Here is a 1,548-nt window from a genome sequence, read left to right as displayed (position 1 = left end):
GTCACCGTCACGCTCGGCCGCGATGGCCGGGGATCGCTGACCGAGCAGGCCTCGCGGCTGCCGACGGATTTTCATGACGTGGCGCGCGGGTCGGATGACCTCGCGGCAATCCTCTACACGTCGGGAACCACCGGCCGTTCGAAAGGCGCCATGCTCAGCCACGAGAACCTTGCTTCGAACGCGCGCGTGCTGGTCGAGCACTGGCGTTTCACCGGAGACGACGTGCTGATCCACGCATTGCCGATCTTCCACACGCACGGCCTGTTCGTCGCCACCAACGTCGTCCTGATGGCCGGCGCCTCGATGCTGTTCGAGCAGAAGTTCGATCCGGCCCGCATCGTCTCGCTGCTGCCGCGTGCCACGGCCTTGATGGGGGTGCCGACCTTCTACGTGCGCCTGCTGCAGCATGAGGGGCTGGACCATGAGGCGGCGAAAAACATCCGTGTGTTCATTTCCGGGTCGGCGCCGCTGCTGGCCGAGACGCACAAGGCCTGGCGCGAGCGCACCGGCCACGCGATCCTCGAACGCTACGGCATGACCGAGACCAACATGAACACCTCGAACCCCTATGAGGGCGAGCGGCGCGCCGGCACCGTCGGTTTCCCCTTGCCCGGCGTCACGCTTCGCATCGCCGATCCAGACAGTGGCGCAGCGCTTGCGCAGGGCGAGGTCGGCATGATCGAGGTGAAGGGCCCAAATGTTTTCGGCGGCTATTGGCGCATGCCGGAGAAGACCAAGGCGGAATTCCGCGCCGACGGTTTTTTCATCACCGGCGATCTCGGCATGACCGACGCCGACGGCTACGTCCACATCGTCGGTCGCGGCAAGGACCTGATCATATCGGGCGGTTACAACATCTACCCGAAGGAGCTCGAAAGCGAGATCGATGCGCTCGACGGGGTTAGCGAAAGCGCCGTCATCGGCGTTGCCCATCCGGATTTCGGCGAAGGCGTCACCGCCGTCGTCGTGCGGGCGCCGTCATCGCGGATCACCGGTGCCGAAATTCTCGGCGCGATCGCCGGACGGGTGGCGAAATACAAGCATCCGAAGCGCGTGATCTTCGTCGATGAACTGCCGCGCAACACCATGGGCAAGGTACAGAAGAACCTGCTGCGCGACACCTACAAGGACATATACGCATCATAGTTGCGCGGAGCCCGGGGCAGCGGCGCCTTACTCCTTGCGCGCCCTTTCGACCCGACTGCCGGAGCCCCACAAGGCGCGCTTCAGCAGGTTGCGCTTGCGCGGCACGAGGTTGATGTCGCTGACAAGCTTGGCGCCGCCCTCGCGCCGTTCGAGGGTGATCTTGCGGCTGTGGAAGGCTTCCAGCTCGGCACGGTGCGCCACGCTGATGATGGTGACATCGGGCAATTCGCGGATCACCGTCGCCATCATGGCGTCCTGGCTCTTCTCGTCGAGCGCCGAGGTTGCTTCATCCAGCACGACGATATCGGGGCGGTGCAGCAGCAGGCGCGCGAAAGCGAGACGCTGCTTTTCGCCGCCCGACAGCGTCTGGTCCCATGGCGCTTCTTCCTTGATCCTTTCGGC

Annotated in this window: 2 protein-coding genes; one reads left to right on the top strand and one right to left on the bottom strand. The window is 64.7% G+C overall.

Annotation, left to right across the window (positions count from 1 at the left end; genetic code table 11):
- Positions 1-1,146, top strand: a 1,146-nt coding sequence (locus EN991_RS35580; protein ID WP_127370478.1) for an AMP-binding protein, incomplete at its 5' end; no start/stop codon positions are given.
- Positions 1,147-1,173: 27 nt separating this feature from the next.
- Here EN991_RS35580 and EN991_RS35575 read toward each other — a convergent pair.
- A partial coding sequence (locus EN991_RS35575; protein WP_127370477.1) for an ATP-binding cassette domain-containing protein occupies positions 1,174-1,548 on the bottom strand: 375 nt, incomplete at its 5' end.

The organism is Mesorhizobium sp. M7A.F.Ca.US.005.03.2.1, assembly GCF_003997795.1.
Taxonomy (GTDB): domain Bacteria; phylum Pseudomonadota; class Alphaproteobacteria; order Rhizobiales; family Rhizobiaceae; genus Mesorhizobium; species Mesorhizobium ciceri.
This window is presented reverse-complemented; position numbering and strand designations above follow the sequence as displayed.